Genomic DNA, 24,365 nt, shown 5'->3' with positions numbered 1-24,365 from the left:
AGCAATCATATTTTAATTTTCTAATGAAATTTTTCTAACACAACGATTGAGACAATCCCCCACATAAAACGTTTGGTTTACTGCGTCATAGGCCAGCCCTTTGGGCTCGTTAAACCGGGCTTCCGTGCGAAGCCCGCCATCAATATAACCTTTCGCATCAGGATTAATACTTGTACTGCCCCTTCCGGCAAAAGTGGTCACTTTTCCCTGCGGCGTGAGGATACGGATGTCATGATTGAATTGCTCAGTGAAATAAAAATCATACTCATCTTTTTTCCCGGCGTAGTCCGGATTTTTGACAAACACCCCCTGATAGGGATTTGATAACCGGGCCGTTGTGCCAACACCATCAACCCAACCCGCAGAACGCGGCTGCCCGCACACTACATAGGGCTGTGTAAAGGTTTTGTTGTTCCAGTCATAATCGGTTCTTAATATATATTGCTGATTGATGACAATAATATAAGCATAGTCGCCGGTCGGCGCAATGTTAATATTAAACTCCCAGTTGTTGTCCTGGATCTTAAACAGCTCCTGGTAATCTTTAATACCCAGGTCATGATTTGCAACATACCTGTTCAGATCAAACCTGTAAAACTGTCCTTTTTCATAGCTGTTAAAATACAGTTCACCGTTTACAGGATGTATAGAGGCCCCGTTACATTGCTTATAGGAAGTAAGCACCTGCGGGTCTTTAAAGCCGCTTGTCCGGGATAATATGGAGGTGCTTTTGCCATTCACATCGCCCTGGTCATTGGAAATGATCATATAGTTCTTATCCGGCGTAAAAGCGATTGTCCGGATGCGCTCCCAACCGCCCATGCCCCGTGTAATTGGGGTAGTAACGGCTTTATTGCCAAAGTTCAGCAGTCTTACATCTCCTCCATCCTGGCCCATATACAACAGGTTGGGGTCCTTAGGATCGAAGATGAGCCATGAAGGATTTAAAAAGCCTCCGCAATCGCTAAAAGTGCCGTCTTTTATATCGTAATTGCCTCTTTCATCTTTCTTGCCGGCCAGGGTAGTTACCACCATTCTTTTCTGGTAATTGAACGCCTCTTTTGCCACTGCTACCTCCTGCCCGGTACCCGTTCCTACTTTTACCTGTATCTCACCTGTATAAGCTTTGTCCGGAACAATACAATAAATGGCATCGCCGTGCACATTTATCAGTGTAGCATCCTTGTTGCCTATTTTGACAGAAACGATGGACTTGTCGTTGCCAAAATTGCTCCCGTAAATTACGAGCTGCTGTCCGCTACCGCCCGCTTTGGGAAAAAAATCCTTTACCACCACTTCTTCTGCCGGGTTATAAGGAGTTCCGCCTGCAGGATCAACAATACCTTTTTTCTTGCAGGCGGGGGCCATAGCCATTACTGCCAGCAGGCCAAACAGCCATTTGAATAATAACAAACCAGATCTTTTCATTTGTATGTATTTTATTTTTAGTATTATTTACAGGCAAAACCGCGGGTGTGGGAAGGATAGCCATTATTTACGACGGGCCACCCGGTAACCGGATCACCGGCCCGGCCTGTCTGCGGTATGACACCAAAAATTTCAGACTGGCCGGTTTTAAGCATCCACTTGCCGTTTCCTGTACCGGTAGTACGGGAAGGCTTCCAAACAACAATCGCAGGTCCTGACTTTATCATATTATTAAACATATTTATTGTACTGGTCGCAGGAAGAAATAGCACCCGGAAATGCGCTTATGACCAGGCTGCTGCCCTTTTAAACAGCAATAGTGCTATGGAACAAATCATGCAGTAGAAGCAGTATAGCCACAATCCCTAAAGGAATGATCCCTTTCATATGCAAGAAATTCAGTTTATTTAATCATCGGCAACCTGAGGGTCAAAATTAAAAAGTCGCTAAAAATGTGTTCCTTCATTTCTGATCAAAAACATTTCAAATTGTCTCATTTTTTAATACTTTAAACAGATCTTATTAATTTACACTCTGCTGTAATAAACAGTGTGCCCGTTTATAATTTATCCGCGGGCCGCTGCATATACCATTACAACAACCGGCCATAGTCATATTTTGAATCTTTTCCTGATGAACTGGATACGTATTTTTGGATTGCTTTTATCTACCCTGATCGCTGCTCCCGGGTATGGTCAATCCGTTTATTTCCGGCATTATGAAGTGGAGAACGGGCTTTCCCATAACTCGGTGATTGCTGCCTTACAGGATAAAAAAGGGTTTATGTGGTTTGGCACCCCCGATGGACTGAACCGGTTTGACGGGTATGCTTTTAAGATTTACCGGAGCGGCGGCATTCATTCACTCAATAGCAATGCGATCTTTTACCTGCATGAAGATAAGGCAGGCACCCTTTGGGTAGGTACCGAAAAAGGCCTCTATTCATTTAGCTCCAATAGTGAAAATTTCACTTTGCTTCCCGGTTCCTCCGGAAAAACGATACGGGCGATCCAGGATGACGGCAGCGGCCATCTTTGGTTTGCTGAAGACACCGGTCTTTACCAGTACAACTTTGCCACAAAGAAGATCAAAGAGATGGGTAAAGGCGTTATCAAAAACAGTTCCTCCATTCTTTGCGACCGGGGAGGTACGGTTTGGGTGGGCTATGGGGAGGGACAACTGGCACGCTATCGTGCAAAGGCTAATGAATTTGAAACATTGCCACCCATTCCGGGGGCAGGACACAACAATTCGATTGAAAAAATATATGAGGGCAGTGATGGCATCTTGCTGATCGGGACATCCAGGGAAGGGTTAAAACGATTTAACCCGGCTACCGGCTCCTGGGGCGCCAGCCGGTTAACCGCCTTTAACGGAAAGAAATTATTTGTACGAAGTATTCTTCAAACCGGCACCGACGAATACTGGATTGCTACTGAATCGGGCCTCTTTATTTATAACAGCCGGCATGATACAGCGCGGCATATTCAAAAGATCCGGAACCATCCTTATGCACTTTCCGATAACGCCGTTTATGCGCTGTGCAGGGATGCAGAAGGCGGTATTTGGGCGGGCACTTATTTTGGCGGCATTAACTATCACCCGAATGCGATCCTCCATTTTGAAAAAGATTTCCCATCGCCCGGCAAACACCGGATCGCCGGCAATGTAATCCGGGAAATCACAGAAGATAAGCACCGCAATCTCTGGATCGGCACAGAAGACAAAGGTTTGATCAAACTCAGTAGCCTTACCGGACAATTTGAGAATTTTATCGATAAACCGATGCGGCCGGCAATCGCCTCTACGAATATTCATGGGTTACTGGCAGACGGCCGCTATCTTTATATCGGCACTTTTGAACATGGGCTGTATATTATGGACCTGGATCGTGAGCGGATCCTGGCACATTTCGAGGCCGACGGCACAGGCAAAGGTATCGGCAGCAATTACATCAATATCATCTATAAAACAAAAGCCGGCCATATCATCATCTGTACGGCCAACGGGCTGTTCCGGTACCAGGCGGCAACACAACAGTTCCTTCCGTTTAAGGGTATTCCCCCGCAGGCTTTTTATTCGGCCATCATGGAAGATCATCAGCAGCAACTCTGGCTGGGAACCCATCACGAAGGCGTGTTTTACCTCAACAACCAGCAACAGCTTGTAAAATTATCATTGATTACCCGGGGCAGGGATCTGTTGAAAGAAAGCCGCATCCTGAATATTTTTGAAGACCGCCAACAGCAGTTGTGGATCTGCACAGAGAACGGTTTATACCGTATTAATCCCGCCCAAAAAACATTCCGCCTGTATAATACCAACTCCGGGTTGCCCGGCAATATGGTGTATGCCATCCTGGAAGACCAGGCTCACAATATCTGGGCCAGCACGTCTATGGGCCTGGTACGCATCGATCAAAAAACCGGGGCCATTAAGGTATTTAAAAAAACCGATGGCCTGGTGAGCGAGCAGTTTAATCACCGCTCGGCCTTTAAAGACAGCAGCGGCATGTTCTACTTCGGAAGTGTAAAGGGGCTGATCAGATTTGACCCCGGCCAATATACCGTTAATCATCACATCCCCTCCATTTATTTTACAAAACTACAGCTCTTTAATAAGGATGTGGAACCGCAAACACCCCACTCCCCCCTCCGTACTTCCATCTTAAATACCGGTGATCTAAACCTGGATTATAACCAGGCCACCCTGAGTTTTGATTTTTCGGCGCTCAGCTATACCTCCCCGGATAACCTGCAATATGCTTATAAACTGGAGGGATTGGATCAGAACTGGAATTTTATCGGAGCAGAACGCAGGGTACATTTCAACAACCTGGCTCCGGGGAAATACCTGCTCAAAGTACGCTCAACCAATAGCAGCGGGCTATGGGTATCTAACGAAACATTTATCCGGCTGAAGATCGATCCTCCGTTCTGGAAATCACAAACAGCCTACATGCTTTATTTTATTTTTACAGTGCTATTACTCTTTGGCATTTTAAAGTTGCTACACCGGAGACAGCAGGAAAAGCAGCAACGGCAGATGCAGTTATTTTCATTGAATAAAGAAAAAGAACTTAACCAGGCCAAGGTAGATTTTTTTACAACGGTTGCACACGAGATCCGTACGCCGCTTACGCTGATAAAAGCGCCCATGGATAAACTGCTGAAGATGGCGGGAAAAATGCCGGCAGCCGAACGGGAATTATCGGTGATGAACCGGAACACCGAACGCTTACTGGCCCTTACCAACCAGCTCCTGAACTTCCAGCGGATCGAATCCGGGAATTATGAGTTGCAACGCACTACCATCAATATCGCTGCTTTAACCGCCATGATCTGGGAAAGCTTTAGTCCCGCTGCAGAGAAAAAAGGCATGCGCTACCAGTTCCATACCACCGATGCTTCTATTCCCTTAAATGCAGATGAAGATGCCTGTACCAAGATCATCAGTAACCTGCTGGATAATGCCATTAAATACGGGCATCAACTGGTGCGTTGCGAGATCGCCATTACCGGAACGGCACTTTCAAAAGAAGTCATGATCAGTATTTCCAACGATGGCAGCCTGATTCCTGCCGATATCCGCAGCAAGATCTTTGCCCCTTTCTTCCGTTCAAAGGAAGGCAGTTCGCAGCCGGGGGCCGGAATCGGTTTATCACTGGCACGCTCGCTGGCCGCACTGCATAAGGGCACCCTGGAATATAAGGCAGCAAACGGGCTGAATCATTTTATACTGATCTTACCCCTTATTACCCCCGCGGACATATAACCATTGAACAAGGCCGCCCTTATAACTCTTTATGCTTATTAAAAGTGTCCGAAACTTTTTCAATATACTCGGTGGGGGTCATTTTAAATTGCTTGAGAAAGTTTCGTTTAAACTGACTGGAAGAATTATATCCCACCAGCTCTGCTACTTCATTGATCCGGTGATTTCCTTCACCAATAAGTGCCGCGGCTTTTTTTAAACGGATCAGGTTAATAATATCATAGGGCGCAAGGCCGGAAATGGACTTGATCTTGCGGTATAAGGTGGGCCGGCTCATATTCATGCCCTGTGCCAGGAGCTCCACATCCAGGTCCGGATCATCCAGGTTCCGCACAATCAGCGCGTGCAGGCTCTCCAGGAATTCCATATCCATTTTTGAATACGCCATACTGCTGATATGAGCCATCGGCGATTTGGCATAAAACGTTTTCAGCCGGGCACGGCCCTCCAGCAGGTTTTCCATCTGGGCAATCAGGTGTTCTAATGAAAACGGTTTTTCAATATAGGCATCGGCTCCGGTCTTTAACCCCTGGATCCTGGATTGCAGCGTATCTTTTGCGGTAAGCAGGATTAGCGGGATATGACTGTAGTCCAGGCCGGATTTGACTTTTTCACAAAATTCAAATCCATCCATATGCGGCATCATCACGTCACTAACGATCAGCTGCACCAGTTCCGCATCCAGTATCGAAAATGCTTCGCGGCCATCCCGCGCGGTTAATACGGTATAATGTTCTTTGAGATCTGCGGCCAGGTAATCCAGGATTTCTTCGTTATCATCCACCAGCAATACTACCGGATGCAGTTCTTTTTGATCGGTGATCCATGCTTCCATCTTATGTTGTTCCCGTAATTTATTTTGGTTACGATTTTGCTTTCAACAAGCCTGTAAATTACAAAAAGCAACGGATTCCTCCAAGATGGAGCTTTTCCTACTGGTCTGCCCGGCATCTTTTCCCGCTGATGGCGCAGATTCTTTTTCGCTGATATGCGCGGACCATCTCATCTCTGTGAAAATCTGCGGGAATACATCTCCTTGATCAACATAGATCTCTTAGTAACCGGAATAGATCCATAATCCGCTTCACTGTTCACTTTCTGCGGAATCTGCGGGACCTCTTTTCCCGCCAATTGTACAGATCTTTTTCGCGGTCCGTTTCTTTTTCTGCGAAAACATGCCCTATTGCAATTCACGGGAAACGGAAAACGGCTGATCTTTTTTATCCAACCCTCTTTTTTTATTGGGCATCCCGCTCATAGTAAAGGACAGCCGGCCACCTTTAACGATGTCCTGGTAGGTTATAAAATTTTTAGAATAAGGTTTACCATTGAGCAGCGCATTGCTGATATATACATTTTTCTCTGAATTCCCTGGTGCTTCAATAATGAATTGCTTTCCGTTTTCCAGGGTAATGGTCGCCTTTCTAAACAACGGACTGCCGATCACATACTCATTCGTACCGGGGGTAACGCTGTAAAGTCCCAGGGCGCTTAATACATACCAGGAAGAGGTTTGTCCCTGGTCTTCATCGCCGGGGTAACCATTCTCCGAAGCATTATACAACCGTTTCATGACTTCCCGCGCATGATACTGTGCTTTCCAGGGTTCATTCGCATAATTGTACAGGTATACCATATGCTGTATGGGCTGGTTGCCATGGGCGTATTGTCCCATATCTGCCATCACCATCTCCGTCATCTCATGAATCAAACCGCCATAGGTACCTACTTTAACCGTATTGGGGACTGAAAAAACAGAATCGAGTTTTGCAGTAAATGACGCATCCCCACCCAGCAATTGTTTTAGCCCGGCTATATCATGGAATACCGACCATACCCAATGCCAGGCATTGCCTTCGGTATAAGGCCCGCCCCATTCGGTAGGATCAAAGTTTTTGATCCAGTTTCCATCGGCATCTTTCCCCAGCATAAATCCCCGGCCGGGTTCATATACGTTTTTATAATTGAACATTTTTGTGCCAAACAGATCCATGTATTTTTTATTATCAATAGCTTTGGCCAGGTAATACCCGCAAAAGTCATCATAAGCATATTCCAGGGTTTTAGCCGTGGCTTCCCGGTACTTAGGATATGGTACATAGCCCATTTCATTGTATTCCTTATAGCCATCCCGGCCATTGGCCGGTCCCCAGGGTCCTTTATGATTGGCTTCATGTGCATAGGCTTCCAATGCCTTTACCGGATCGAAGGTCCGGATACCTTTTGACCAGGCATCGGCAAGCAAAGAGATGGCATGATTACCGATCATACTACCCTGCTCGTTGGGAAAGGACCAGGAAGGCAGCCAGCCACATTGCTCCTGTGCATCCAGCAGCGCACTAACATAACGGCCATGCATGGTGGGATGCAGCAATGCATTTAACGGGAACTGCGCCCGGAACGTATCCCAGAAACCGGTATCTGTAAACAGGTATCCTTTATGTACTTTGCCATCGTAAGGACTGAAATAATACGGATTGCCATCTTTATCCAACTCATAAAACCTGCGTGCAAACAGGCTGGCCCTGAAAAAGCAGGAATAGAACGTGGCTTTATCTGCTTCAGAATCGCCTTCAACCAGCACTTTTGACAAATGATCATTCCAGATCTTTGCTGCTTTTTCTTTCGTTTGTTCCAGGGTCCGATCAGCGCCCAGTTCCCGTTCAAGGGTATATACAGCCTGCTCCGGGCTGATATATGAAGAAGCTACTTTTGCCTGTACTGTAACACCATCTGCAAACCGGATATAAGCGCCCCGCCCTTCGCCTTCTGCATCTTTGCTACCGGCGCTGATGTTTCCGGTGCGGTTTTCCCAGGTGCCATATGCCGTAAAGGGCTGGTTGAACCGGATCACAAAAAAACTCTTCCATCCCTTTTGAAATCCGCGCCCGTTATTCACATATCCGGTAATGGTTTGTGTCTCCGGATGAATCTCTACCCCACTCAACCCGGTATAGCCATCCAATACCAGGAAGCTCTTATGACCCTGCGGAAAACGGAACCGCAGGTGTACACCTCTTTCCGTGGGCGACATTTCTGTGGTAATGCCATTCTCCAGCGCCACCCGGTAATAATGCGGTTGAGCGATCTCTTTCTCATGACGGAATACAGCTGCCCGGTCCTGCTCATTTACTACCAGGTTATCAACCACGGGCATCAGGGAAAACACAGCATAATCATTGGTCCAGGAACTGCATTGATGCGCCTGTTGAAAACCCCGTATCGTATTTTTAGCATACTGGTACTTCCAACCATCACCGTTACGCCCGGTTTGCGCCGTCCAGGTATGCATTCCAAAGGGCAAGGCTGTGGTTGGATAAGTATTTCCGCGGGTTAGCTCATGTGATGAGTTCGTACCCTGTAATGTATTTACGTATTGAACCAATTGGGGCTGCGCAAACAAAGCGCCTGCCGCCATTACAGAAATGCATCCTGTAAACAACTTCTTTTTTAATACCTCCATAATCATAACCCTTTTTAAACCTCCGTTTTAAAGCCGTATCTGCCATACCGCATTTTGTGACCGAATATACAATAAGCCATCAATACACCGGGAACTGCGCCACCCGTAACTGCGTGGCTCCATAAGGAACCAGGGTGATGGGATCCTCTTTATCCAGGTGCAGCCCGTATGTAACACTATAAGGCAAAGGCCCCGCCGATTCGTTGTACAATTGCCAGCGTTTGAAACGTTTCCCCGTTGCTTTAATGGATATGGGCACCGTTGAAAGCGTCCAGGGATATTTAGCTATACGGTCCGATTGTTCTACCTTGAAATGTTCGTTCAGTTGTGCCTCTGAAAAATTGGGTAGTCCATAATTCCAGGGAGTAAGCGGACGCACTTCAAAATACGATGCTCCGTTTTCAACCGGATCCATGGTATTAGTGACCCATTTTTTTTCGGCCCCGATTTTCAGCGCATAGGTAAGCGGTCCGCGCTGAATGGAAACAGCGTTCTGCTGCCAGGTGTGCTTCCGGATGCGCATGGGCAACTCCAGGGTTACCACATCCCCGTTTTTCCATTCCCGATCGATCTTTACAACCGCATTCCCTTTTTCTTTCTGATACGGAGCTCCGTTTATTTTGATGCTTCCTTCCCCGCACCAGCCGGGTACCCGGAGGTAAAACGGGAACTGAATGGCTTTCCGGGCCGTTGTTTCCAGCACAAACCGGATCGATTCGTCAAACGGATAATTGGTTTGCTCTTTAAACGTAACACCCGTTCCGTCTGCCACTTTTGCGGTTACGATGGAAGGGGCATACACCAGGGCCGCTAATCCCTTATCAGCCGTAGCATACCAAAGATTCTGGGTAAACTTCGGCCATCCCTGGTGCATATTAGAAGTACAGCAGGCATAACCGGTCAGTAAGCCATAGCAGATATCTGCCCCATCATGATCTACACTAAAATTCCGCATATGCCGGGTCACCATTACCTGGTTGGTTTGCTGGTAATACTGCCGGTTCATAAATTGTTCATCTATTTGCGCGGGCAGTGCATTAAAAGCAACCTGTTCCAGGTGGTCTGCATAGGTTACTGCTCCCGTTACTCTTAAAATACTTTCCAGGGAAAACATCATTTCAACGGCGGTGCAAAGTTCCGAACCAAATACAGGGTCGTTGCCATGCAGCGCTTCGTCGCCTCCGAATAATCCGTTTGCCAGGCCATTGTACTTACGCAGATCATCGAATCCTTTATCCACCGCATGCAGGTAGGACGCATCTGGTTTACGCTGGTAATAGATCACGGGTTCTTTAATTCCCTGTGCCAGGTTTACACAATGAATGCTGCCGGCCCTGCTTAACAGATCGGTATTTAAAAAAGCGTGTGTATAATCAAAGGTTTGTTTGTGAATCAGGTCTGCAAGATCCAGCAGAAATGCATCCCCGGTTATATTGTAAAGCCAAAGTACGACCATCAGGTTATCGCCCGCCCGGTACCGGGCCCAGAAGGTCCAGTGATCCAGCGGATGCTGCGGCAGGGTTTTGAGCTGATAGCGGAAATAAGCCGTCATCAACTGAATGACCCGCTGATCACTGGTTGCATCATAATATTGTTTCAGTACTTTCAGCATTACCATCTTGGGCCACCAGTCCCGGCTGTTATCGCGTTGAATCCCTTTTTCCGAAGGATAATCCTTTGCGGGACCAAAATACCCATCGGGTTGCAGGCTGTTTAGCGACCATTCTACCCATGGTTTTACTTTTGCGATCAGTTCCCTGTCCTTTAACAGGTATGCAAGCGGCAGCAGCCCATCGATCCAGTACGGGCCCCGCTCCCATTGATCCCCATCGCCGCCCAGCCAGCCATTGCGGGCGCCCATTACCTGGGGACATAGCTGATCCAGTTTACCGGTGGTGCCATTCTTTTGTCGCACCAGCATTTCCCGCAACCATCCTTCAGGTACTATCGATCCAATCGGCAGTTCTAAAAACTGAAGTGGCTGCAGCGGTGCCCGGTTGTTGAGGTAGGGCAGTTCGTTTACCTGTGCGCCGGATGTACAAACAATACCAATGGCCATCAGCAGCCCGGCCAGTCTTTTGAATAGTTCATATTTTTTGCGGCTCATACTTAAAGATGTTAAAAGAAAAGCAACCGGTTGCTTTTTCCCGGTTGCTCTAAGTTTAAAAACAGGCTTGTCAATACACAACATAATACTCATTTCACGTCCGGGAAATGCTTACCTGCGGTTGGCATTCCCATTTCAAAAACAGGGTATACGTTCTTTATCGTTTATTCAGTTTGAAATCAAAGGCTTTCATATAATAGCCTCCTACAACGCTGCGCGCCTGAAATCCCACCTGCTTTCCGTCCTTTGTTTCATGCCAATCGCTTATGGGTACCCTGCTTTTGGTTTCTGTGGCATAGCGATACAGCGGTTCGATGAATTTTTCAAAATCGCTCCGGTTATTGGCAATAGTTGCCGTCCATATAATCCAGTCTGATTTTGTATAGGTTTTCCGCGAGTCCAGCGGCAACCCGTACTGCTGCTGTTGGGTTAAATAAAAACGGATCTCTTTATCATACACCGATTGCGGGAACAGGTTAAAGTTTAACACCTTATCCCAAACCAGGTTATATTTCTGGCTCCAGGTTCCCTTCTTTTCAAAGGCCAGGGTATAATGATCGCCATCGTCGGCCAACGCCATCCATTTAGGCACCATGGGTGTTACCAGCGCCTTGTATTTTTTTGCCGTTGCCGCATCACCCAGCATTTCAGCCAGCATCGCATAGCTGCGTAATGCCATAATGGCTTTTGCAGACAGGTTTACATTCCGTGCCATATGCCCGGCAAAATCATCGGTACACAACTGATTGGCAGGATCAAATCCATCTTTACCCAGGTATTCGGCCCAGGTGGTCAGCGTTTTCCAGTGTTTCTTTGCATAAGCGGCATTCCCATCCACTTTTGCAATGGCGGCCATCAGGATCAGCATATTACCAGCCTCTTCAACCGGCATGTCTTCCCCGTAGGTTTGACCATTTGCCAGCGGATAGGTGCCCAGGTCATGGGCGGCAAAAGGTTTGGTCCATTTTCCACTTTCGCTGTAGTAGAAGATGCCATTCATCATCCCCTTTTGCAGGGCGGTATTATACATCAGGAACAACGGCGCTGAGGGATAGGTAAGATCCACGGTATTGATGGATCCGTTGCTGAAATTTTCTTTTGATAGAAACAACAGGTCTTTCTGAGGACTTTCTACAAGCGCATGGGCGGCAATGCTGTGCCGGTAGGCCAGTTCGCAAAGCTTTGCGTAGTCTGCTCCACCAGCGTTAAATGCATCTTCATGCACCACCTTGTCGAAGGCATTTACCTTTTGCATAACGGTTTTATACGTACCGGCGGCCTCATCCATTACTGCTGTAAATGTTTTATTACCATTCTTGTTCCACCAGGGCCGTAGGTTGTTATGAAAATATTGAATAGCGTACAGTTCATCATACCCCAGCAGCATAAACTGCTCCGCCCCTGCTGTGCCCACTTTTCCCAGGTTCAGAATGGTATTCAATACCAGGTTGCGCCCGCGGATACCGGACCGCTCAGCAGTTCCTGATTGATTGCCGATAAAACCGGCGATCCCTTCCCGCGGACTGGCGGTAATGAACTGTGTGGTGATGTCTTTATTGCCTCCCACATAAAAATAACCCCAATCGATCCGGAGATCATCTCCTTTTTTTGCCAGCACCGGCTGACTGGTAGTTCCGGTTTGCAGCAGTTTTAGCTTGCCGCTATTCACTACATTGGCCATTACCTCCTGCGATGCTTCATTTACGGCAATATTGGAGGAGGCTCCCAGGTAAATTTTCACATCATGTGCCTGCCCGTCATTGGACTTTGCAGTGTACGTAATATAGGATACCGGACGGGCCATCAGGTCTATTTCTTTTAACAAAAGCGGAGAGGTAAAATTAACTTTCAGATCAACACCGCCGGCTTTAAAATCGTAGATCGTCTGCAATGCACTTATGGTTACATTTTCCTGCGTTGCCTTCAGCAGTTGTTCGGAAGGAGGTGGCGGCACTTTACGGGAAATGCCCAGGTCCAGGTGACGGCCTCCGGCTGTATTGCGCAGGTGAACGGCCAGCAGATTTTTGCCGGTCTTCAAATTTGCTTTTATGGCATCGTTGAGGTTGAGATAGGTCATGCGGTTTACCCAACCGATTTTATGATAGATCAATGTGCCATTTAGATATACATCAATATTATCGTCGTGGTTGATCTTGAGATACAGTTCGTCGTTAACCGGACCTGTTACCTGGAATGTGCGTCGTACCCAAAGGTCATTGGAACCCCAATAGGTTTTTGCAACGGACCGGTCGTCCGAAAAAGGCGCTCCCCCTGTCTTCCAGCTGCGGTCATTAAATGCTGCAGTATTCCAGCCTTCACCGGGCTTTTGTTCCGTATACTGAACCGTGTATGCCTGTTCATCACTTGTGGGAGCTACTGCGGCAAATTGCTCCTGTTCCCGGCCCATAAACCGGTAAAATTGATGATCTACTTTTATAATACCAACCAGCGAATGCTCTGTTCCCGACCAATGGGTGGTTACCGATTCATTCAGCTGATCTGTGTTACTCCAGATGCTAAAATAAGGTGTATGGGTGATCAACGGATAGGCAGGCGCCTTTTGCTGGCTATAGCCCGCACCTGCCGAAAGCATGAAGATCATTAATAACAGACACGATCGGATTCCTGATAACTGAACCATAGAACTATTGATTTCGTTTTTAATTATGTTGAGCGGTCATCATGGAATAGGCCTGCCGTTTAGAAATGGGCGGAACCGGATCGCGGAACAGCGATCTGCGATCCATTCATATGGCGGGCTGTTTGATCCAGACCTTCCGGCGAAATTCTACAAAAAAGCGCAAATAAAGGCTTTAAAATGTCTCAATAGTTAATCAAAATTGTTCAAACTCCCGAAAAACCGGATTGTATGGCCTATAAAACCCCACCGAAAACGTTTCCGGCTCTTTGTATGGATGAACTTTTTTAAAAATTCAAAGTTTCAGGCAGATTTCGATTGATAGCACGTACTTTATCTCAGGACAGGACATAACTAACTGATAGCTGACCGCTGAAAACTGAAAGCTCATCGCATTAGCCATCAGCAGTCAGCTATCAGTTATCAGATGATACCGTCCGGGATAAGCAGATCTTTTATCCGATGCTAATCCTCAATAGATTGATCATACCCCGAACAGGAATGCCATAGCTTAGCTGATGGCTGACGGCTGATCGCCTATTCCAGCAAGGGAGACACGGAAACGGATGAAGGAGCGCTGTGACTGATTACAGCCCCACAAAACATCTTACTTTTTACTAATAACAAGCGTGACTGAAAACTGAGAAAGCCCCGATGAGCTCCGTTTCATACTCGATGCACGACCTCATTTCCATATTTTCACATTTCCACATTTTCACATCTTCATATCTTCAAATTCTCAAATCCCTATGTTGCCTGGAAGCTCCTCATCATTTTTTACTTTTTGCCCGCGCCATTACGATGCGCCGCATACCCCGGTCCAGTTCGCCCTCTTCTCCCATCAGCATTCCCCAGGCATGCAAACCATCTACCCGGTCAAAGATGATCTTCAATATGGCCAGGAACGGGATACATAAAAACATACCGGAAATTCCCCAGAGCATTTCGCCTACAATGATCCCGATAAAGGCGATCATGGGATTCAGCTTCACTTTAGAACCCACTACCAACGGCATTACGATATTGCCGTCGATGGCATGCACAATGATAAAGGCGATCACTACCAGCAATACCTTTCCACTTCCCACCGTAGCAAAGGTCACCAGGCAGCTAAACAGCAGCGCCGTAATGATACCAAGGTATGGGATCACATTCAGAATGCCACCCATAAATCCCAGCAGCACAGCATACTTAACACCAATGAGGGAAAGCACCAGGATCAATGCCACCGAAACGATCAGCATCTGGATCAGTAGTCCGATAATATATTTCTTGATGATTGTCTTTACCCGCCGTACAATTCCCTCAACCCGCGGCTTATGCACATCGCTGAATACCGAAACCAGGAATCCATATAATACCCTTCGATAATTGAGGATAAAAAAAGTAAACAACATGGTAAATCCCAGGAAAATAAATGTAGAAGAAACGGTAGACAAGGTAGTACTCACAATTGCAGCACTCTGGGAAAATATTTTTTCTGCTCCCTGGTTGATATAATCCCATTGCTTTTTTGCATTGATATGAAACTTTGTCCGGATCCAGTCCTGTGTTGTTTCAAATGCCTGCATACCGTTCTGCTTCAGTTTTGGCCAGTCTTCTGTAAACGACCGTGCCTCTGTACTAAAGAACGCAATCACTCCGGCAAAGGTCAGCAGCATCAGTATAATTACCAGTGTTGTGGCAAGTGTTCGTTTCAACCGGCATTTGCGCTCCAGGAATACAGCTACGGGTAAAAAAAGCAGGGCCATCAGGAAAGAAAAAAACATAGGGGCCAGCAAGGTTTGCCCCAGCATCAACAGATACCCCATACTGATCATGCAAAAAAGTACCAGTGCGAGTTTTGTTAAAAAGGGAAGCGATTGATTCATATATGCAGTAATTTAAAAAACAAGTATACTATATATCCGGCGACCGTTCTTTCAGGATCCGTAGTTCTTTTGGATAATAATTATTGATCCGGTTAGACAGCACATTCATCCATCCCAGCGGGTGTCCGTCAAACGCAGCCAGCTGCCATCCTTTTTGCGCCGTTTCCAATACAATATCTTTCCGCTGCAGATAGCGGATGGCATTGCCCTCAGACAATTCGGTGGTTATAATGGTATCCGGCAATCCGTTACTTAACGCCAGGGCATGATCAGGAATCAGTTTATCACGGATCAGTTCTCCTGTCAGCACACCGGAATAGACCACTTTCATTTTCGCTGCCAATTGATCCAGCGCTGCATACAGATGTACCGGCCAGGCATAAATGCGCCCGCCAAATACCACAAATTGTTGCCCTTCTGTGTTGATCCATGGGCGCAACACTCCGGTATCCCTGGAGGAAAGCGGTTTCGTTTTCGGCCGGTATTTTTCCGGTTGTTCCACTGAGGCTTTTTTCCGGAATACCCCTATAAAAAAGCCTTCTCCTTTCAACCGGTGCGGCCAGAACCGGTATCCAAAATTGTTCCCGGTCTTTACGGGGATGATATTCCAAAGCGGATCGGTAACCAGTTCAATGCCTTCCATATTCAGGGTATTCAGCCATTGCAGAATACCTTCATCTTCCTGTTCAGAATAGGAACAGGTGGAATAGATCAATATGCCATCTTCTTTTAATGCCGGCAATACATCTGCCAGAATGCGCTGCTGACGCTGGCTGCAGAGCGCTACATTATTCGGGCTCCACTCCCCGATGGCTTCTTCATCCCGGCGAAACAAGCCACTGCCACTGCAGGGGGCATCCACCACTACCACATCAAAAAAGCCTGGCAGTGCCGGAAAATCGGCCGGATCATTATTGGTTACCGCAATATTATGAGCGCCCCATTTTATAACATTATCCTTTAATATGGCAGCACGGCTGCGGATCACTTCATTGCTTACCAGCAAGCTGGCTTCCGATATCAGCGACTGCAGATGCGTGGTCTTTCCCCCCGGTGCCGCACAAAGATCCAAAACAGTTACCGGTTGCCCAAGGTCAACGGTCTGTTGCAGGGCCTGTTCCAAAAACATACTGCTGGCTTCCTGTACATAATAACAGCCCGCATGAAACAGCGGATCGAAGGTAAACGAAGGACGTGTAGACAGGTAATACCCGTAACGGGACCATGGAATGGGCGCATGCTCAACGGCAAAGGGAGGCCGGGAGATTTTGCCAGGGTTGATCCGTACAGAGGTAACCTGCGTGGCCGACTGATGTACATCAATAAATGCCGGCTCATCGAAGCCCGGAAGCCCCTGTAAAGACTGTAATAATGCGGATGGTAATTGCACAAAGCAAAAGTATAGAAACCGGGGAACTTATTTTTGAGCGCATCTTATTTTTTCAGGTTCATCCGGTATTTTCAAATCATCATAAAGGGCTGCTGATCCCTGCTAATCGATATGCCCCCGGCACCTTTCCGGATCAGCTATTTTTTAGCGCTGCTACCAGGTCCTGCAATACTTTTTTAGCATCTCCAAACAACATGGAGGTTCTGGCGCCAAAAAACAATGCGTTTTCAATGCCTGCATAACCCGGTTTCATGCTCCGTTTATTGACGATGACCATTTTGGCCCGCTCTACTTCCAGTATGGGCATTCCATAGATCGGCGAGGCCGGATCTGTTTTTGCAGCAGGATTCACCACATCATTGGCGCCCAGCACCAGTACCAGGTCTGTTTGAGAAAACAGCTCATTGGCCTGGTCCATTTCCAGGAGTTTTTCATAGGGCACGTCTGCTTCCGCCAGCAATACATTCATATGGCCGGGCATACGGCCCGCAACAGGATGAATTGCATACTGAATGGTAACACCTCTGCTTTCCAGCAGTTTTTCCAGTTCATGACAGGCATGCTGCGCCTGGGCTACCGCCAGTCCATAGCCGGGAACGATCAGTACCCGGTTTGCATACCCCATTACAATGGCCGCATCCGGTATGCTGATTTCTCTAATGGTACCCTGCGCCGATTCACCGCTGGTGCGGACTGCATTTCCACCAAAGGAGCCGATCAATACATTGGCAAGCGAGCGGTTCATGGCCCTGCACATTAAAATCGTGAGCAAGGTTCCGGCAGCGCCTACCAGTATACCGCCGGTAAGCATGGCCTTGTTATTGTATAAAAATCCGCCACAGGCCGCAGCTACTCCGGTAAAGGAATTGAGCAGGGAAATGACCACCGGCATGTCGGCCCCGCCGATGGGCCAAACAAACAGCAGGCCATATACCAGCGCCAGTACAAGGATCAGCACAAACAACCAGTGCAGCAAAGGATCAAACCGCAGTACGAGGTATACCGCTGCAATTCCAATCACCAGCAGGATCAGCAGGTTCACCAGGTGCTGGCCCCTGAAGGAACGGTCTCTGATGCTGCCGTTCAGTTTTCCCCAGGCGATCATGCTTCCCGAAAAGGAAACCGCCCCAATGATGAGTCCCAGCAAAATAATGATCAAATGTCCCGGAACAACCGCAGCTTCACTGCTTCCATAAGCTGCATGCGATTGAGCACCTACCAAATAATAAAACTCAACAATCGAAATCAATGCAGCGCAAAGTCCGCCCATGCCATTAAAAATACTCACCATCTCCGGCATAGCCGTCATCTTTACCCGCTTTGCCGCCAGCGTTCCAATAATTCCGCCGATACAGATACCGCCAAAGATCCAGCCATAATTCCCCAGTCGTTGCCCGGAACCATCCCTGTATAAAAAGACCGTTCCCAATACGGCAATACTCATGCCCGCCGCTGCCACAAGGTTTCCCTTCCGGGCAGTTGCCGGACCAGACAACATCTTCAACCCGATGATGAAGGTGATGGATGCGAGTATGTAGGTGAATGCGAGTGTATTCACTAAATTCTAATTTTTAAATTCTAAATACTAATTTAGGATCTGTCTATCCTCCAAGTTTTCGTAAAATAGCAGCAAAAATTTTCATCAGCTCCTCACTTTCCTGAATCAATACTTCCCGCTCCCGTTCCAATTCTGTTTGATCATAAATCAAAAGATGCTTCATCCAGAGTTTTGTTTCCTTAGATTCTTTTTTACAGATCCTTATTTTATGCCTTAAATCTTTATCTCCTAAATGATCATTAGCCTCTATATAATTTGCAGCTACTGATCCTGCAGACCGAAGCACCTGAGCAATATAGACCCTGTTAAATATATCGAAACGAAGTTTTAAACAGAAATCCCGAACCCGTAACGAAAACCGCTCTGTTCTCACTTCTAAATCATATTTTTTTTCTTCCGACATCACAGAACATTGTTTAGATCTTTGGATTTAGAATTTAATATTTAGAATTTAGGTTTCCTCCGTTTAAACATTTCCAGCATCCGGTCCGTTACCACAAAACCTCCTACTACATTCAGCGTGCCTACCACCACTGCCAGGAATCCGAGCACCAGGGCCAGGTAATTGCCGGGTGCGGCGCGACCCGTTACGATGATGGCGCCGATGATCACCACGCCATGTATGGCATTGGCGCCGCTCATCAGCGGTGTATGCAGCACGCTGGGCACATGTGCAATCACTTCAATACCGACGAAGATCATAAGGATCACGATGTAGATGATTTGTTGGTTCTCGGCGATCCAGTTGAAGAAGTTCATTTCAGCAGATTTTATATTAAATACTAAATCATAAGTACTAAATTCTAAACCCGGATCCCGGGATTTTAAGGGGATGTTTACCGCTTTATTTTTTCGCTGATCATTTTCCCTTCGTATACTACACAGGTTCCTTTCACCAATTCATCGGTAAGATCTATGCTCCAGGCGCCCTCCTTATTCACCAGCAATTGTAAAAAATTCAGCATGTTTTTTCCATACAGTTTACTGGCATCTGCAGGCATGGTTGCGGCCAGGTTTGAATGTCCTACAATGGAAATGCCGTTATACAGCACCGTTTCATTGTTTTTTGTCAGCGGCGTATTGCCCCCGGCGGCGGCGGCCAGGTCGATGATCACGGATCCTTTTCGCATAGCGTTCAACATTTCAACGGTGATCAGCACCGGTGCTTTTTTCCCGGGGATCTGCGCCGTAGTAATCACTACGTCCGACTTTGCAACGCTGTCTGCGATCCGTTGTTGCTGTTGCTGAAGATATTCAGCCGATTGTTCCACCGCGTACCCCCCGGCTTTACTGGCATCTGCCGCGCCTTCCACTTCCACGAACTTTGCCCCCAGGCTCATTACTTCTTCTTTTACTGAAGGCCGGCTATCAAACACCTCCACCACTGCGCCCAGCCGGCGTGCAGTGGCCACGGCCTGTAACCCGGCTACACCGGCTCCCAGTACCAGCAATTTTGCCGGTGCAATGCTTCCTGCCGCTGTTATAAACATCGGAAAATAACGGGTATACATACCGGCTGCCAGCAGTACCGCCTTATAACCCGCAATATTGGCCTGGGAGCTCAGCACATCCATGGCCTGCGCACGGGTGGTACGGGGCAACAGGTCGAGGGAGAATACTGTATCCCCCTGCTGCTCCCAAACAGGGATCCACGCCGGATTGGCTAAAGGCTGATAGACCCCGATAAAAACCTGGTGCCGTTTTCCCGTTAAGGAAGGAGAAGAAACCGGAGCACGTTCAACCGGGTGAATGGCCAGAATTATGTCTGAAACTGTCATTAGTTCTGCCCTTGTTCTTACAAGGGCGCCGGCTTTTTCATAGTCTGCATCGGAACAAAAAGCACCTGTTCCTGCTCCCGTTTCCACATAAACCGTAAGATTCTTTTTTGCCAGCTGCGCCACGGCTTCTGCCAGCAAAGACACTCTTGTTTCAAAAGAAGGTTCACGTAAAACTCCAATGATCATAACAAGGGTTATAATAAGTAAGTTACCAATTTTAATTGTAATAACCGGCGGCCGCTGATTGTTTTTTAATTATTTCATATGCCCCGGAAAAAGCAGATCTGCTGATGCCACCGCAACAAATATCCCAGCCCGTTGTTAAAAGGCGGTATAGTTATTGGGGCAGGGATTAAAGGTACAGGGCGCGCAACAGCCATTTTTCTTTTCCCGACTGGCCGTTTCACACATAAATGTATTTTCTTTGTACCCTTACGTTCATTTGATCAAAATAATAAATTTTATATTATGGCTGAAATTACATTGAAGGGAAACCCGGTTACAACCGTGGGCAGTTTACCCGAAAAAGGAAGCAAACTGAAAGATTTTACGTTGGTGAATTCCGGACTGGCAGAGAAAAAACTTTCGGACTATACCGGTAAAAAAATCGTATTGAATATTTTTCCCAGTGTGGATACCGGTGTTTGTGCCGCTTCCGTGCGGAAGTTTAATGAAAAAGCTGCAGCGCTGGACAATACCGTAGTATTGAATGTGTCTAAGGATCTTCCCTTTGCCCTCAATCGTTTTTGTGCAGCAGAAGGGATCAGCAATGTGGAAACACTTTCTGATTTCAGAGGCAATTTTGGCGACACCTATGGGGTTACATTTGCCGATTCCCCAATGAAAGGTTTACTGAGCCGTGCGGTTGTAGTAGCCAATGCCGATGGCGAGGTGGTGTATACGGAGCAGGTTCCGGAAATTACCACAGAACCGGATTATGAATCGGCCCTGACTGCCTTACAATAGCCGGTTTCTTAAAAAATTTCAAGGTGTATAAATTCTCTTTATATTTATACTCCTTTTTTATGTATATATGACTAAGTCGAGACTTGAAGCGTTTAGCGATGGCGTGCTGGCCATCATCATTACCATTATGGTGCTGGAATTAAAAGTACCGGAAGCTGCAGAAGCACAAAACCTCAAAGCACTGATACCACTGATCCCCACATTTCTCAGTTATGTACTCAGTTTTATTTATGTAGGCATCTACTGGAATAATCACCATCATATGTTTCATATGGTAGACAAAATAAACGGCAGGGTATTATGGAAGAACCTTAACCTGTTATTCTGGCAATCCCTCGTTCCTTTTACTACAGCCTGGATGGACAAACACTATGACAAACCGATTCCGGTTGCCTTGTATGGATTTGTGTTATTAATGGCGGGGATCGCGTATGTGATGCTGCAAAAAGAGCTGATTAAAATCGGAGGGCCGGATTGCAAACTGGCAAAGGCTGTTGGTTCTGATACAAAAGGAAATGCGTCCTGGATGCTGTACCTGGTGGGGATCGGTGGCAGTTTTATTTCACCCTGGATCGGGATCGGAATTTATGCCCTCGTTGCCATTATCTGGTTCATCCCCGACAAGCGTATTGAAAAATTTTACAGCACCGATCAGGAAATTTAAAACCGCACGGAGAACGCCTGCTTTTCTTTAAACTCCTTCCGGAAGCTTAGAATACCGATGTAAAACAGGTCAATATCGCAGGTAACCATATCCTGTGCCACGATATTTTTCCAGGCGGCTTCCATTTCCCCGCTCCAGTGAATATCGTCAAATATCAGCAGGGTTTCATTATGAATATAGGGCAATAACTGTTGAAAGTAGCGTTCTGTGGGCTCCTGCCGGTGATTACCATCAATGAATACCAGGTCCACTTCGGACAGGTCATTCAGAACCGCGGGTAGCGTGTCATCAAAATTCCCTTCAACCAGTTCTATATTTTTTAATCCCAGTGCCGCAAAGTTCTCCCGCGCTTTTTGTGCCACCGACGGAGCGCCCTCCAGGGTTACCACCCGGGCTTCGGGACCGGCTGCCGCCAGGTATGCTGTCGTCATCCCAAGCGAAGTTCCAAGCTCCAGGATGCGCTTTGCCCCATAATGACGAACCATCCGGTACATCAGCTGTCCGTATTTGGCAGGCTTGGCGGCGTTCTTTGCAATGGATGCCACTTTCCGGGTATTGGTCCGGGTTTTGGCAGACCCAGCACCCAGATCCTGCACCGTAAGTACCGATGCATCGTTCAGGAGCTTTTTCCGGAGGGTTTCAATACGGTCATAGTCCGGATACGCCGTAAAATCATTCATCACTTTCGTGATAAACTCAAACACAAAAGGAGAATGCATACCATGTCCCTTGCTATTGGAAGCATGGATATAATATTTAAAATATTTTGATGCGGCAATTAAGGGAGAATAAACCAAGTATATTTAGAATTTGGGATTTGAGATTGAGATTTGAGATCTGGAATTTAGAATTTGCAATTTAGGATTTGTCTCCTATCGTTCCCAAAGCTCAAATGTATAATCAAACAAATGCTTCTCGTCTGCCTTATATTCCTGTGTACTCTTCAGGGTCCAGGCATTTTGGTCAAAGACCGGGAAAAAAGCATCCCCCTCAAGCGCCGTGTCTACCCGGGTAAGGTAAATACGGTTAGCCTTGGGCAGGTATAGCTTGTAGATCTCCCCGCCTCCGATCACCATCAGTTCCTTTACGTCCATTTCCTTAACCAGCAGTTCTACATCCTTCAGACTGCGGGCTACAATGGCATTGTCGATCTTCAGGTTCTTATTGGTACTGAGCACGATATTTTTCCGGCCTGCCAGCGAACGTTTAAAAGACTCAAAGGTCTTGCGGCCCATTACTACCGGCATTCCCCAGGTAACATTCTTAAAATGTTTCATATCGTTTGGCAACGACCACAGAAGTTTGTTGTCTTTACCAATCACGTTATTATTGGATGCTGCGGCTACTAAAGAAATAATCATAAAAATCAGGAATAAGAAATGCTAAATTATAAATAAAAAAGTAATTATGAACGCAGGTTATTCATCCTGACCGTTTCAACGCTTTTTATAAAGATCGCCATCAACTGGGTTGCTTCATCAAAAGCACGTTCAACCTTATCTGGCGGTACAGCTTTTAGATAATTGATATTCCAGGTTTTGTCCGGCCTTGGTGGAGGGCAACAGTTCACAAACATCCAAGCACATACCGGCAAAATCTACCAATCGATCTTCAAGATCAAACTTCTGTGTGGTATTTTTCATAGTTTGGTATTTTAAATTTATTATTTCATATTTCTCATTTTATATTTCTACACTGCTACCACTCCCTTAATCCCCGGATGCGACTGGTAATTGACCAGCTCAAAATCTTCAAATGAAAAGCCATAAATATCTTTCACCGCAGGGTTAATGCGCATCTGCGGTAACGGATACGGACTGCGCGATAATTGCAGCTTTACCTGCTCCAGGTGATTGCTGTAAATATGCACATCTCCAAAACTATGAATGAATTCACCCGGCTCCAGGTCACATACCTGCGCAATCATAAGCGTGAGCAAGGCATAGGAAGCAATATTGAAGGGCACGCCCAGGAATACATCTGCAGAACGTTGGTACAACTGACAGCTGAGCCGCGGTTTGCCCGGTTTTCCGTCCGCCGTTTTTGGCGCCGCCACATAAAACTGGAACAAGGTATGACAGGGCATCAGCGCCATTTCCGGAAGCTCGCCCACATTCCAGGCGCTTACAATCAGCCGGCGGCTATCCGGGTTTGTTTTAATTTGCCGGATCAGGTCCGTGATCTGGTCCACTACCTTACCGTCCTTACCTTCCCAGCTTCGCCATTGCTTTCCGTAAACGGGGCCCAGATCTCCCTGTTCATCGGCCCATTCATCCCATATACGCACACCATGCTCCTTTAGATAGGCAATATTGGTATCGCCTTTCAGAAACCAAAGCAATTCGTGAATAATGCTTTTCAGATGCAGTTTCTTGGTGGTCACCATCGGAAATCCTTGCTGAAGATCAAAACGCATTTGATAACCAAAGGTGGAAATGGTACCGGTACCTGTACGATCGGTCTTTTCAACTCCCTCATCCAGAATATGTTGTAATAAATCTAAGTACTGCTGCATGGCTGCAAGATAATCATTATCGCGCCATCGCGGAAATCTGCTGCTGCGCCTGTGTGAAACCTGTGTATATAGGCCGTTTAAGGTTTAACCTGCCAGGTTGAAATCTAATTTGAACGTTCACAGATTTGTCTGCGCACATCGATTAATTTGAAAATTTGAAGATATGAAAATGTGCAAATGAGAGCATATAAAAATGGATCTAACCGGGAACAT

General features: G+C 46.8%; 19 protein-coding genes. 3 read left to right on the top strand and 16 right to left on the bottom strand.

The genetic code is table 11. The features are described 5' to 3' along the window. Positions 1-12 precede the first annotated feature (12 nt). Positions 13-1,428: an IPT/TIG domain-containing protein gene (locus tag Q1V85_RS14405; protein ID WP_300601093.1), complete on the bottom strand. Its 1,416-nt coding sequence runs from the start codon at positions 1,426-1,428 to the stop codon at positions 13-15. A 23-nt stretch (positions 1,429-1,451) separates the two neighbouring features. Further along, positions 1,452-1,655, bottom strand: a complete 204-nt coding sequence (locus Q1V85_RS14400; RefSeq protein ID WP_300601091.1) for a hypothetical protein — start codon at positions 1,653-1,655, stop codon at positions 1,452-1,454. A gap of 406 nt (positions 1,656-2,061) precedes the next feature. Between Q1V85_RS14400 and Q1V85_RS14395 the strand changes: the two genes are divergently transcribed. Then, a complete protein-coding gene (locus Q1V85_RS14395; protein ID WP_300601089.1) occupies positions 2,062-5,202 on the top strand; it encodes a two-component regulator propeller domain-containing protein in 3,141 nt (1,046 codons plus the stop codon). Between the two features lie 19 nt (positions 5,203-5,221). On the opposite strand, the gene Q1V85_RS14390 is transcribed toward Q1V85_RS14395, so the two are convergent. The 10 genes from Q1V85_RS14390 to Q1V85_RS14345 form a co-directional block, all read right to left on the bottom strand. Further along, positions 5,222-6,037 carry a response regulator gene (locus Q1V85_RS14390; RefSeq protein WP_300601087.1) on the bottom strand — a complete coding sequence of 272 codons (816 nt, stop codon included), beginning with the start codon at positions 6,035-6,037 and terminating at the stop codon, positions 5,222-5,224. Positions 6,038-6,382: 345 nt separating this feature from the next. After that, positions 6,383-8,665 carry a GH92 family glycosyl hydrolase gene (locus tag Q1V85_RS14385; protein ID WP_300601085.1) on the bottom strand — a complete coding sequence of 761 codons (2,283 nt, stop codon included), beginning with the start codon at positions 8,663-8,665 and terminating at the stop codon, positions 6,383-6,385. A gap of 79 nt (positions 8,666-8,744) precedes the next feature. Beyond that, positions 8,745-10,772, bottom strand: coding sequence for a beta-L-arabinofuranosidase domain-containing protein (locus Q1V85_RS14380; RefSeq protein ID WP_300601083.1), 2,028 nt, complete (start codon positions 10,770-10,772; stop codon positions 8,745-8,747). A 157-nt stretch (positions 10,773-10,929) separates the two neighbouring features. Continuing rightward, entirely contained in the window at positions 10,930-13,365 is a 2,436-nt protein-coding gene (locus Q1V85_RS14375; protein WP_300601080.1) for a glutaminase family protein, read from the bottom strand. Between the two features lie 815 nt (positions 13,366-14,180). Further along, on the bottom strand, positions 14,181-15,281 hold the full coding sequence (locus tag Q1V85_RS14370; protein WP_300601078.1) for an AI-2E family transporter: 1,101 nt from the start codon (positions 15,279-15,281) through the stop codon (positions 14,181-14,183). 28 nt (positions 15,282-15,309) lie between these two features. Next, the gene (locus tag Q1V85_RS14365) at positions 15,310-16,671 is read right to left on the bottom strand and encodes an Fmu (Sun) domain protein (protein ID WP_300601076.1); all 1,362 of its coding nucleotides are present in this window, start codon (positions 16,669-16,671) and stop codon (positions 15,310-15,312) included. A gap of 133 nt (positions 16,672-16,804) precedes the next feature. Then, positions 16,805-18,229, bottom strand: coding sequence for an NAD(P)(+) transhydrogenase (Re/Si-specific) subunit beta (locus Q1V85_RS14360; protein WP_300601075.1), 1,425 nt, complete (start codon positions 18,227-18,229; stop codon positions 16,805-16,807). A gap of 43 nt (positions 18,230-18,272) precedes the next feature. Further along, complete coding sequence (locus tag Q1V85_RS14355) at positions 18,273-18,632, bottom strand: four helix bundle protein (RefSeq protein ID WP_300601073.1); 360 nt, start codon at positions 18,630-18,632, stop codon at positions 18,273-18,275. A 41-nt stretch (positions 18,633-18,673) separates the two neighbouring features. Next, complete coding sequence (locus Q1V85_RS14350; RefSeq protein ID WP_300601071.1) at positions 18,674-18,988, bottom strand: NAD(P) transhydrogenase subunit alpha; 315 nt, start codon at positions 18,986-18,988, stop codon at positions 18,674-18,676. Positions 18,989-19,065: 77 nt separating this feature from the next. Continuing rightward, positions 19,066-20,193 carry an NAD(P) transhydrogenase subunit alpha gene (locus Q1V85_RS14345; RefSeq protein ID WP_300601070.1) on the bottom strand — a complete coding sequence of 376 codons (1,128 nt, stop codon included), beginning with the start codon at positions 20,191-20,193 and terminating at the stop codon, positions 19,066-19,068. A gap of 282 nt (positions 20,194-20,475) precedes the next feature. On the opposite strand from Q1V85_RS14345, the gene tpx reads away from it, so the two are divergent. Together tpx and Q1V85_RS14335 are read left to right on the top strand one after the other, a co-directional pair. After that, positions 20,476-20,973, top strand: a complete 498-nt coding sequence (gene tpx, locus Q1V85_RS14340) for a thiol peroxidase (RefSeq protein ID WP_300601068.1) — start codon at positions 20,476-20,478, stop codon at positions 20,971-20,973. Between the two features lie 67 nt (positions 20,974-21,040). Continuing rightward, positions 21,041-21,637, top strand: coding sequence for a TMEM175 family protein (locus Q1V85_RS14335; RefSeq protein WP_300601066.1), 597 nt, complete (start codon positions 21,041-21,043; stop codon positions 21,635-21,637). Here the strand turns inward: Q1V85_RS14335 and Q1V85_RS14330 are convergent. The 4 genes from Q1V85_RS14330 to Q1V85_RS14315 all read right to left on the bottom strand — a co-directional run bounded on the left by Q1V85_RS14330 (position 21,634) and on the right by Q1V85_RS14315 (position 24,152). After that, on the bottom strand, positions 21,634-22,356 hold the full coding sequence (locus Q1V85_RS14330) for a class I SAM-dependent methyltransferase (protein WP_300601064.1): 723 nt from the start codon (positions 22,354-22,356) through the stop codon (positions 21,634-21,636). The genes Q1V85_RS14335 and Q1V85_RS14330 overlap by 4 nt on opposite strands. Positions 22,357-22,509: 153 nt before the next feature. Then, on the bottom strand, positions 22,510-22,998 hold the full coding sequence (locus tag Q1V85_RS14325) for a dihydrofolate reductase (RefSeq protein WP_300601062.1): 489 nt from the start codon (positions 22,996-22,998) through the stop codon (positions 22,510-22,512). A gap of 135 nt (positions 22,999-23,133) precedes the next feature. Next, positions 23,134-23,280, bottom strand: coding sequence for a hypothetical protein (locus Q1V85_RS14320; protein ID WP_300601061.1), 147 nt, complete (start codon positions 23,278-23,280; stop codon positions 23,134-23,136). A 47-nt stretch (positions 23,281-23,327) separates the two neighbouring features. Then, the gene (locus tag Q1V85_RS14315; RefSeq protein ID WP_300601059.1) at positions 23,328-24,152 is read right to left on the bottom strand and encodes a thymidylate synthase; all 825 of its coding nucleotides are present in this window, start codon (positions 24,150-24,152) and stop codon (positions 23,328-23,330) included. Positions 24,153-24,365: the final 213 nt, after the last annotated feature.

The sequence above is a fragment of the Niabella sp. genome (genome assembly GCF_030150205.1).
Classification (GTDB): Bacteria; Bacteroidota; Bacteroidia; order Chitinophagales; family Chitinophagaceae; genus Niabella.
This window is presented reverse-complemented; position numbering and strand designations above follow the sequence as displayed.

What these genes read in the sequence shown, in the direction of transcription:
- Q1V85_RS14330 (WP_300601064.1), bottom strand. Translation starts at nt 22,356, where the DNA reads ATGCATTCTCCTTTTGTGTTTGAGTTTATCACGAAAGTGATGAATGAT.
- Q1V85_RS14380 (WP_300601083.1), bottom strand. Translation starts at nt 10,772, where the DNA reads ATGAGCCGCAAAAAATATGAACTATTCAAAAGACTGGCCGGGCTGCTG.
- Q1V85_RS14375 (WP_300601080.1), bottom strand. Translation starts at nt 13,365, where the DNA reads ATGCTTTCGGCAGGTGCGGGCTATAGCCAGCAAAAGGCGCCTGCCTAT.
- Q1V85_RS14320 (WP_300601061.1), bottom strand. Translation starts at nt 23,280, where the DNA reads ATGAAAAATACCACACAGAAGTTTGATCTTGAAGATCGATTGGTAGAT.
- Q1V85_RS14355 (WP_300601073.1), bottom strand. Translation starts at nt 18,632, where the DNA reads ATGTCGGAAGAAAAAAAATATGATTTAGAAGTGAGAACAGAGCGGTTT.
- Q1V85_RS14395 (WP_300601089.1), top strand. Translation starts at nt 2,062, where the DNA reads ATGAACTGGATACGTATTTTTGGATTGCTTTTATCTACCCTGATCGCT.
- Q1V85_RS14350 (WP_300601071.1), bottom strand. Translation starts at nt 18,988, where the DNA reads ATGAACTTCTTCAACTGGATCGCCGAGAACCAACAAATCATCTACATC.
- Q1V85_RS14405 (WP_300601093.1), bottom strand. Translation starts at nt 1,428, where the DNA reads ATGAAAAGATCTGGTTTGTTATTATTCAAATGGCTGTTTGGCCTGCTG.
- Q1V85_RS14345 (WP_300601070.1), bottom strand. Translation starts at nt 20,193, where the DNA reads ATGATCATTGGAGTTTTACGTGAACCTTCTTTTGAAACAAGAGTGTCT.
- Q1V85_RS14400 (WP_300601091.1), bottom strand. Translation starts at nt 1,655, where the DNA reads ATGATAAAGTCAGGACCTGCGATTGTTGTTTGGAAGCCTTCCCGTACT.
- Q1V85_RS14390 (WP_300601087.1), bottom strand. Translation starts at nt 6,037, where the DNA reads ATGGAAGCATGGATCACCGATCAAAAAGAACTGCATCCGGTAGTATTG.
- Q1V85_RS14325 (WP_300601062.1), bottom strand. Translation starts at nt 22,998, where the DNA reads ATGATTATTTCTTTAGTAGCCGCAGCATCCAATAATAACGTGATTGGT.
- Q1V85_RS14335 (WP_300601066.1), top strand. Translation starts at nt 21,041, where the DNA reads ATGACTAAGTCGAGACTTGAAGCGTTTAGCGATGGCGTGCTGGCCATC.
- tpx (WP_300601068.1), top strand. Translation starts at nt 20,476, where the DNA reads ATGGCTGAAATTACATTGAAGGGAAACCCGGTTACAACCGTGGGCAGT.
- Q1V85_RS14315 (WP_300601059.1), bottom strand. Translation starts at nt 24,152, where the DNA reads ATGCAGCAGTACTTAGATTTATTACAACATATTCTGGATGAGGGAGTT.
- Q1V85_RS14385 (WP_300601085.1), bottom strand. Translation starts at nt 8,665, where the DNA reads ATGGAGGTATTAAAAAAGAAGTTGTTTACAGGATGCATTTCTGTAATG.
- Q1V85_RS14370 (WP_300601078.1), bottom strand. Translation starts at nt 15,281, where the DNA reads ATGAATCAATCGCTTCCCTTTTTAACAAAACTCGCACTGGTACTTTTT.